Source organism: Fulvivirga lutimaris (assembly GCF_009711525.1).
GTDB classification, from domain to species: Bacteria; Bacteroidota; Bacteroidia; order Cytophagales; family Cyclobacteriaceae; genus Fulvivirga; species Fulvivirga lutimaris.
The window spans coordinates 1-9208 of record NZ_SMLV01000263.1; the positions used below are offsets into that span (position 1 = coordinate 1).

A 9208-nucleotide genomic window follows, 5' to 3' on the forward strand; every position below is an offset into this window, starting at 1 on the left:
CTTGGCCAAGAGACCCGATAGCTCCGGGACAAGAATCAGAAATCAAAGTTGTTTTCAATAGTGCAGGTAAAATTGGAAGAGTTACTAAAGTGATTACAATTGTTTCTAATGCCGTTAATCCAAATAGTAAGGTATCTATAGTTACCAATATCTTACCAAAGAAAGCATCTGATAGTCAATAGGACTTATTACAAACTAAATAAAAGCTCAGCTGATATCAGTCGAGCTTTTTTTATGCGCAAGAAATAACAATACCCAACCCGCTATAAAGCAAACACCACCTATAGGAGTAATGGCACCTAGAAATGATATATTCGTTAGGCATAAAGTATAAAGGCTTCCGCTAAATATTATGATGCCTGCAATCATCGAATTGGCTGCCCATCTCAATTTCTTATCATCAGATTGTTTTTGATACAGTCCAATAAAAAGTAGTGCGAGCACATGATAGAAATGATATTCAACCCCTGTTTCAAAAGTTGCCAGCCTGCCGTTTTCAATTAACATGGGTTTCAGTGCATGAGCGCCAAAGGCACCTATTGCAACAGCCAACGCACCTAATGCCGCAGCTGATTTAATTGTTCTGTTCAATTGTTATAATTTCTAGATCCGAAAATAGAACTGCCCACTCTTACCAATGTACTACCTTCCTCAATGGCAATGTCATAATCACCACTCATACCCATCGATAGCTCCTTCCATTCAATATTATCTGCGTGGTAAGTAGATTTCACTTCATTATAGGTGTTAGCAAGCGACTTAAATTCCTTTCTGATCTGGCCTTTATCTTCTGTAAAGGTAGCCATCCCCATTAATCCAATAATCCTGATATTTTGAAGATCCAATAATTCGGGAGATTCTAAAATTTCTAAAAGCTCATCTTTAGAAAGGCCAAATTTCGTTTCTTCCTCAGCAATATGCATCTGAAGCAAACAGTCAATTACTCTGTCATTCTTTAGCGCTTGTTTATTCACCTCTTTCAGGAGCTTCCAGCTATCCACAGAATGAATAAGAGAAACAAAAGTAGCCATGTATTTCACCTTATTACGTTGAACATGGCCTATCATATGCCACTCAATGTCTTTCGGAAGAGCCTCGCTCTTATCAGTCATCTCCTGAATTTTATTCTCACCAAATACTCGCTGACCGGCATTATAAGCTTCAAGAATCAATTCATTAGGCTTTGTCTTTGATACCGCTACCAATCTGGCATTACTGCCTTGCAAGGTGTTGGTAATTTCAGCTATATTATTTTTAATATCCATTTAATAACTTTAATCTCGTATACGGGTTTTGACAAATTAAGAACTTTTAACCGACACGATATGCCTATTCTCGGTACTTTGTTGAAGAAGGGAATTAGAATAAGAGAAAGTCTCGAACAGGATTATACTAACCCCTTGGATTTACAAAAAAATGAGCTTAAGGATCTTTTAATGACTGCTGAGGCCACGGAGTTTGGGAGGCATTATAAGTTCAAGGAAATATTAAATGGCTTTAAATCCTGGGATCAGAAACGTTTTTTCGAAAACTTCAGAAAGAATGTGCCTATTCACAATTACAATAAAATGTATAGTGAATGGTGGTATATGCTTAAGCAGGGGAGAAAGGATGTCAGTTGGCCAGGTAGAGTTAAATATTTTGCGTTAAGTTCAGGAACATCAGAGGCAGCCTCTAAATATCTTCCTATCACCAGAGATATGAAGAAGGCCATTCAAAAAACCAGCGTCAGGCAGATTCTTACACTTTCAAAATATGATTTACCTCCTGAAGTTTTTCAGGGAGGTATACTTATGCTTGGTGGTAGTACTCACCTCAATAATAGGGGAAGCTATTTTGAAGGAGACTTGAGCGGTATCCAAGCTGCACAATTACCCTTCTGGTTTCAGCATTTTTATAAACCAGGGAAAAAGATTGCAAAGACCCGCGATTGGGATTCAAAACTCAATGAAATTGCTGCTAATGCTAAAAATTGGAACATTAATATTATTGTAGGTATACCAGCCTGGATTCAAATATTGATGGAGAAAATAATAGCCTATCATAAGGTAGACAATATTCATCAAGTCTGGCCAAACTTGAGTGTTTATGTACATGGGGGTGTATCATTTGACCCTTACAGAAAAGGTTTCTCAAAGCTACTAGGGCGTGAAATATTCTATATCGAGACTTATTTGGCCTCTGAAGGTTTTGTAGCGTTTCAGTATAAGCCAAATCATAGAGCCATGAGATTGGTCTTGAACAATGGTATATTCTATGAGTTTGTGCCGTTTGATGAAAAGAATTTCGATGAAAATGGTGATGTGAAGGAAGGTGCCGAGACATTCATGATTGATGAGGTTGAAGAGGGTAAGGAATATGCATTACTTATTTCTACGTGTGCAGGTGCCTGGAGGTATATGATTGGGGACGTAGTAAAAATAGTTTCAAGAGAAGAGGCTGAAATTGTAATTACAGGGAGAACTAAGCATTTTTTAAGCCTTTGTGGAGAGCACCTTTCCGTTGATAATATGAATAAGGCCATAGAAATGGTGGCTGATGATATGAATATTGATGTGCCTGAGTTTACGGTTGCTGGTATTCCCCACGGGACGCTGTTTGCACACCATTGGTTTGTTGGTACCGAAGAAGGAGTTGATTCAACTGTCTTTAGAGATAAGCTTGATGCTTACCTCAAAGAGCTTAATGATGATTATGCGGTTGAACGCTCAGCTGCACTTAAAGATGTTGTTGTTGACATTTTACCTTTAAAAACTTTCTATGACTGGATGGAATCAAGAGGTAAAGTAGGAGGGCAGAATAAATTCCCAAGAGTAATTAAAGGGCCATTGTTAGAGGATTGGCAATCGTTTATAAATAAGGGTTAATGGCTTTTGTAAATGGTTTGCTTTTTGGGCTCACCCTAATGGTGATGATTGGCCCGGTTTTTTTTACTATTCTTCAAACTAGTTTAGAAAAGGGTTTTGGCAAATCAATTCTTGTTGCCATCGGTGTAAGTCTCGGTGATGTTGTGATGATTCTCTTAACTTACTTTGGCTTATCACAGGTAATTGGCTTTGAAGAAAATAAAGAGCTTATAGGTTATATAGGTGCAGTCATTCTTGCCGTGTTTGGTATTGTCAATATATTAAGATCGAATAAGAAGTTTGTTCCAAAAGCTGATGATGCCCCCATTGTTGGATTTTACAGGTTCATATTTAAAGGTTTAGCAATAAATGCTATAAGCCCATTTGTGCCGGTCTTCTGGATAGGGACTATGAGTCTTGCAACCATTGAGTATGGTTATCAAGGGTATGACCTTTTTATATTTTTTCTGACCATTCTGATTGTGGTTTTTAGCACAGATGTTTTAAAGGGCTATTTGGCAGCCAGGCTCAGTAAGCTTATTAATGAAAGAATAATGCGAATTTTAAGTATTACCGTAGGTGTGATACTCATACTTTTCGCCATCAGAATGGCAACTTATTCTTGGTAGGCTAATCTTGCAATATGTTGCTGATAAAAGTAGATTTTAAGAACATCCACATTAGTAATAGCACCAAAGCCCACATGAGATAGTTTCTGTAAAAGTCAGTTGTATCCTTATATTTTGTTTCTTTGATTTCTGCTTTTTCGTATTTATCTATTAATTGAAAGATGTTTTCCAGTGCAGCATTATCTAGTGCTCTAAAGAATTCGCCACCACCTATTTTGGCTATTTCTCTCAGCGTGGTTTCATCCATGGTGTTTTCAACCATTCTTGGTCTTCCAAAGAAGTCTTTGCCGAAAGGCACCTTACCTTCTTTGCCAATAGCAATGGTATAGGTTTTAATGCTATATGCAGCTGCCAACTTTGCAGCAGTAATAGGATCAATATTTCCTGCCGTATTATCACCATCACTTAAGAGTATACATACCTTAGATTTTGACTCCATTTCGGTCATTCGGTTAGTGGCCACTGCCAGCGCACTTCCAATAGCCGTACCTCTGTTTTCGATCATCTCGAAATTGATGTCATCAATATAGGTTTTGAGCAAGTCATAATCAGTGGTTAATGGCGAAAGTGAATAAGCATCTCCTGAGAATATCACAATCCCAATTCTGTCTTGCAGGCGGCCATCTATAAATTCCTTGGCTACATTTTTTGCAGCCTCAAGTCTGTTAGGAACGAAATCTTCAATCTGCATGGACTGAGAGATGTCAATAACAAGCATGATGTCAATACCTTCTGTCCATTGAATTTGCTTCTCATTTGATTTTTGTGGTCTTGCCAGAGCAACAATCACTAAAGCAACGATAAGAATCATCAAAATATCAGGAACTAACCTTACTATATTCAGTGGATTTGATATAACCTGGCTTTTGGTAAAAGCTATGGGCAGTTTTTGATTTTTATAGTATTTCCAAACCCATCTTACTATAAAAAACAACGGAATTAATATTAACCCATAGAGTGCGATGCTAAACTCCCAATTATAGTTTTGAAGTATAGATGGGGAAAAGTTATCCAATGAGTACCACGGTAATGTTTCAACTATCTGCTCATCCATTTTGCACCTCCTTTATTTTCTCCTCATAGCGTTCTTGTGAGAAATTCTTTAGCTGATATAATTCTGAAACAGGCAATGTTGTTGGCTTGCCATATATGGCTTTATCTATATTTTTAAGCACGGGTTCGATGCTTTTAACCGGAGCAAGTTTTAAGAGTTCTTTTGTTGTGTATGACGTGTATGGCTCTCCCTCTAGTTTAGCATGATAGTTTTTCCAGAGGGTGATCAAGTACTCATAGTTCTTGTCAGAAGTAATAGTCTTTTCTAGTTGCTCAAGATAAGCTAAATGAGTTTTACTCATTTTTCTCAGTACAAACCACTTTCTAATAGGCTTACCAAAAAAGACAAATACCACTATTAGTATAATTAAAAGAACCACCAACCCAATAATTAAATATGGGTAGTTAAATGCAAAATTTACTTTTTTGTAAGTTGTGTTTTCGAGCAAAGGCATTGCCTCAACAGCAACTGAATCAGGAATTTCGGAAACCATTTGCTGCAAAAAGATAGAATCTTTTTGCGCTGTTAACACCAGGCTGTCTTTTCCCTTTAATATGAATGCAGGCATCTGATAAAACTGGATACTATCTATCTCAAAAGAGGTTAAATAGTACACCGCGCTATCATAACTAAACTCTAAATCAGATTTAGTTGGGTAATATAATTTTTCCTCCAACTCGTAAGGACTGAAATCGTAAAGTGAATCTGGGAATATAAGATCTACAGAAATAGGGTATTTGGCCGTGAGGACATATGGGGTGCTAATACCAATCTTAATAGAATCCTCAAGAAAGTATCCTTTGATTGTGACATCTTCTTGGGAGTAAGTAAAGTGGTTTATTAATAAAAGCAGCAGTGAGCCAAAAATGATCTTTCTAAACACTTTTCAACGATTTATTTCTGACCTTAAATAATTTCAAAAGTTTTGGAACATAGTCTTCGTTTGTATCTATAGAAACGAAGTTTATCTGATGACGTTTTGCAAATAGTGTAAGCTCCTTCTCATTTTCTTCATAATTCTTTTTTACCTGAGAGCGAAAGTTACCAAAAGATGTATTTACCCATACTGTCTTTTTACTTTCTTTATCAAACACAGGAACAATACCCAGTTTAGGTAGCCCAGTCTCTCTTTTATCAGTAATTCTAATGGCTACAACATCATGTTTTCTAGCCATACCTTTTAAGTTGTGAAAATAACCCTCATCTATAAAGTCAGAGATAAAGATCATAACGCTACGCCTTTTTAAAGTATTTAATGTAAACAGTATGGCCTTGCTAAGATCGGTTTTAGCAGATTGAGGTTTTAGGTTTACTATATTATGAATTATTTCATAAGCGTGCTTCGGGCCTTTGGCCGGCTTTACATAACGTTCTTTCTGGTCAGAATAGCAGACCATACCCACCTGACTGCCTTCCTTTGCTGCTGAAAGGGCAAGCACACCGCATATCTCTTTTCCAATATCCACTTTCTGCTTACCGGTATCACCAATTTCCTGAGATCCACTAACATCTAGAATAAAGAAAATGGTTTGTTCCTTTTCTTCTTTAAATGTTTTTACAAACGTACCGTGCCCTTTTGCACTTACATTCCAGTCAATGGTTCTGATGTCATCGCCATATTGATAAGTTCTTACATCATCAAACTCTAACCCAGAGCCTTTGAATATAGAATGGAAGTCTCCTTGCATCTGGCTATTGATAGCCTTTCTTATTTGTATTTCGTACTTTCGTAGCTTCTTTAGGAGTTCCTTCATTGGCTAATAATAAGCTTTTTTACAACGCAAATTTGTAGAATATTAGTTGTATGAAAAAATATGATTGAACTAACGGATTGCAAAAGATGTCAACGGTATAATTATTGTAAAAGTTGTAAATATGAAAATCTTTAAAATATTTCTACTCAGCTTGGTTATTGTGAGTTGTGGAAAAAGCGATGATGTGCCTGAAGATGTAATCCCAAAGGAACAGTTGGTGCCACTAATGCTTGATATTTATTTGGCTGAAGTTAAGCTCTCAAATTTGCAAATTGTTAGGGATACAGCAGTTTCTATTTTTGAAACCTATGAAGGTTATCTTTTTGAAAAACACAACATCGAGAAGGAACAATACATGAATAGTATGACCTACTATTATGATCATACTGAAGAATTAGAATTAATTTATGAAGCCCTTTTGGACACACTAACAGTCAGAGAAACAAAGCTAAAAGCTATTGACGACAACAAAAAGGCTAAACTGGATTCATTGAAAAAGAACAAATAAAGTGTTATATCCTCGGGATTTAGAAGAGAAGTTAGGGTTTGATCAGATCAGGGAGTTAATAGCTCAGAAGTGTTCTTTTGAATTAGGTAAAAATATAGTCAGTAAAATGAGATTCTCATCTGACTATGACCTGGTTACAAAACTGTTGAATCAAACTAAAGAGTTTATCCAGATTCAACAATCGGGTAGTTCATTTCCTTCAGGAAATTTTATAGATGTTACCTTATCGCTTAAAAAAAGTAAGACTCAGGGTGCATTTTTGTCGGAGACAGAATTGCTGGATATTGGTAAATCTTTATTGACCATTACCCAATGTGCCGAGTTTATAGATAAACGTAAGGTAGAGCTGGTTCAATTGAATTTATTGATTCAGGGAATCACGGTAAATAAAAATATTATATCATCTATTGATGGTAAAATTGATAAGGATGGGAGAGTAAAAGATAATGCTACTAATGCTCTTTTAGATATTAGAAATGGACTAAGAACAAAGTACAATCAGGTAAGAAAATCCATTCAAAGTATCTATAAAAATGCTATTAATGATGGGTTGGTGCCTGAAGGTTCATCCATTACCATTCGTGATGGAAGAATGGTGTTACCTATTTTGGCTGAGTATAAAAGAAGAGTTCCTGGTTTTATTCACGATGAATCTTCAACAGGTAGCATTGTTTATCTGGAGCCTACCTCTGTTCTGGAGGGTAACAATGAGATAAGAGAGCTTGAGTATGCTGAAAAAAGAGAGGTTATAAAAATACTAACTCAACTGACTGACCTGATAAGGGAAAATATTGAAGAGCTGGAGCGTGGTTATAATTTTTTAGGGATAGTAGACTTTATTAGAGCCAAAGCAAGATTTGCTCAGGAAATTGGAGGCATAATACCAACAACCTCAAAAAAACCTTTAGTGGAATGGGTAAATGCAGTTCATCCATTACTATTCCTAGCGCATTCTAAAGATGGTAAATCCGTTGTCCCCCTTAATATTAATTTAGATTCTGACCATAGAGTTATGGTTATTTCAGGGCCAAATGCAGGTGGTAAGTCTGTAAGCCTCAAAACGGTTGGATTGCTCCAATTTATGCTTCAGTGTGGTCTTCCAATTCCTTTGGATGAGAGATCTACTACAGGAATATTTGAAAATATTTTCATAGATATTGGTGATGAGCAATCATTGGAGAACGATTTAAGTACCTACAGCTCTCACCTGAAAGCGATGAAATTTTTCATTGATAAGGCGAGTGGAAAAACCTTATGCCTTATTGATGAATTTGGTACCGGTACTGATCCCCAGTTTGGAGGAGCGATTGCTGAGGCTATTCTGGATGACTTGCAGAAGAAAAATACTTTTGGTGTAATCACCACACATTACAGCAATATAAAGAATTATTCTGAGCAGAAAGAAGGATTAACCAACGGAGCGATGCGTTTTGATATGCAAAAATTAGAACCGTTGTATATTCTTGATTCAGGGAAACCGGGGAGCTCGTTCTCTTTAGAAATTGCTCGTAAAACGGGGCTTCCTGGATACGTCCTTGATTATGCCAAGTCTATTATTGGTGATAAGAATATTGATGTCGATGACCTTTTGCTAAAGCTTGAAAAGCAAAAGCAATTAGTAAAAGAGCGAGATGAGAAATTAAAATCTCGTGAAGCTGAAACGGCTAGGCTAGAATCAAATTATAAGAAGCTTCTTCAAGAGCTGGAAGATAATAAAAAAGCTATAATTGGTAAAGCAAAAGAAGAGGCAGCAAAATTGCTTAAAGATACTAATAGAGAGATTGAAAAGACTATTCGGCACATAAAAGCCAATAGCGCTCAAAAAAGTGAAACAAAGAAGGCACGCGAAAGACTTCAAAGCCTTAAGGATAAAGTGGATGAGCATAAACAACCAGTTTCTACTATTAAGAAAGAAAAAATAGACGGACCTCTACAGCCGGGTGATTTAGTTAAGGTAGAAGGTCATGAGGTTACGGCCACTGTTTTAGCTATAAAAGGAAAAGATGCAGAAGTGCAGATCGGCCTTTTGAAGTCTAAAGTAAAAATTAATCGTTTAGAAAAGATTTCCAAAGGGCAGGAGAAAACAATTCAAAAAGAAAAGGCCAAATCTTCTCATGGTCTTAACATGACAGATAAATTTGCCAATTTTAGCTCAACACTTGATATAAGAGGTAAAAGAGCAGAAGAAGTATTTGTAGAGCTTGATCAGTTTTTAAATGATGCCTTACTATTCGGATTGAATGAGGTAAAGGTCTTGCATGGAAAGGGTAATGGAGTGTTAAGAGAGATTGTAAGAAACCATGTCAGACAGATGAACTTTATAGTTGCTGCCAATGACGAGCATATTGAGCAGGGAGGTTCAGGCATAACAGTACTGACATTAGAGTAATAAAAAAGGCCGCAATTGCGGCCTTTTT

At 36.6% G+C, this 9208-nt stretch carries 10 protein-coding genes; 5 read left to right on the forward strand and 5 right to left on the reverse strand.

Annotated elements, in window-relative coordinates; genetic code table 11:
- On the forward strand, positions 1–182 hold a 182-nt coding region (locus E1140_RS03865), incomplete at its 5' end, for a DUF1573 domain-containing protein (protein ID WP_155179235.1).
- Between the two features lie 25 nt (positions 183–207).
- On the opposite strand, the gene E1140_RS03870 is transcribed toward E1140_RS03865, so the two are convergent.
- Positions 208–591, reverse strand: a complete 384-nt coding sequence (locus tag E1140_RS03870) for a DUF423 domain-containing protein (RefSeq protein WP_155179237.1) — start codon at positions 589–591, stop codon at positions 208–210.
- Positions 588–1265, reverse strand: coding sequence for a YggS family pyridoxal phosphate-dependent enzyme (locus tag E1140_RS03875; protein ID WP_155179240.1), 678 nt, complete (start codon positions 1263–1265; stop codon positions 588–590). The genes E1140_RS03870 and E1140_RS03875 overlap by 4 nt, the downstream gene beginning before the upstream one ends.
- A 60-nt stretch (positions 1266–1325) precedes the next feature.
- On the opposite strand from E1140_RS03875, the gene E1140_RS03880 reads away from it, so the two are divergent.
- Both E1140_RS03880 and E1140_RS03885 read left to right on the forward strand, forming a co-directional pair.
- Entirely contained in the window at positions 1326–2867 is a 1542-nt protein-coding gene (locus E1140_RS03880) for a GH3 family acyl-acid amido synthetase (RefSeq protein ID WP_155179242.1), read from the forward strand.
- A complete protein-coding gene (locus tag E1140_RS03885; RefSeq protein WP_155179244.1) occupies positions 2867–3475 on the forward strand; it encodes a LysE family translocator in 609 nt (202 codons plus the stop codon). The genes E1140_RS03880 and E1140_RS03885 overlap by 1 nt, the downstream gene beginning before the upstream one ends.
- Before the next feature lies 1 nt (position 3476).
- Here the strand turns inward: E1140_RS03885 and E1140_RS03890 are convergent, their stop codons facing one another.
- From E1140_RS03890 to E1140_RS03900, 3 genes are read right to left on the reverse strand one after another with little or no spacing between them, the layout of a single operon-like run.
- Entirely contained in the window at positions 3477–4529 is a 1053-nt protein-coding gene (locus tag E1140_RS03890; RefSeq protein WP_155179246.1) for a vWA domain-containing protein, read from the reverse strand.
- On the reverse strand, positions 4522–5412 hold the full coding sequence (locus tag E1140_RS03895) for a hypothetical protein (RefSeq protein ID WP_155179249.1): 891 nt from the start codon (positions 5410–5412) through the stop codon (positions 4522–4524). Before E1140_RS03895 ends, E1140_RS03890 begins: the two co-directional genes overlap by 8 nt.
- Positions 5405–6283 carry a DUF58 domain-containing protein gene (locus tag E1140_RS03900; protein ID WP_155179251.1) on the reverse strand — a complete coding sequence of 293 codons (879 nt, stop codon included), beginning with the start codon at positions 6281–6283 and terminating at the stop codon, positions 5405–5407. Before E1140_RS03900 ends, E1140_RS03895 begins: the two co-directional genes overlap by 8 nt.
- 121 nt (positions 6284–6404) lie before the next feature.
- On the opposite strand from E1140_RS03900, the gene E1140_RS03905 reads away from it, so the two are divergent.
- Positions 6405–6791, forward strand: coding sequence for a DUF4296 domain-containing protein (locus E1140_RS03905; protein ID WP_155179253.1), 387 nt, complete (start codon positions 6405–6407; stop codon positions 6789–6791).
- Position 6792: 1 nt separating this feature from the next.
- On the forward strand, positions 6793–9180 hold the full coding sequence (locus E1140_RS03910; protein WP_185153413.1) for an endonuclease MutS2: 2388 nt from the start codon (positions 6793–6795) through the stop codon (positions 9178–9180).
- Positions 9181–9208 lie beyond the last annotated feature (28 nt).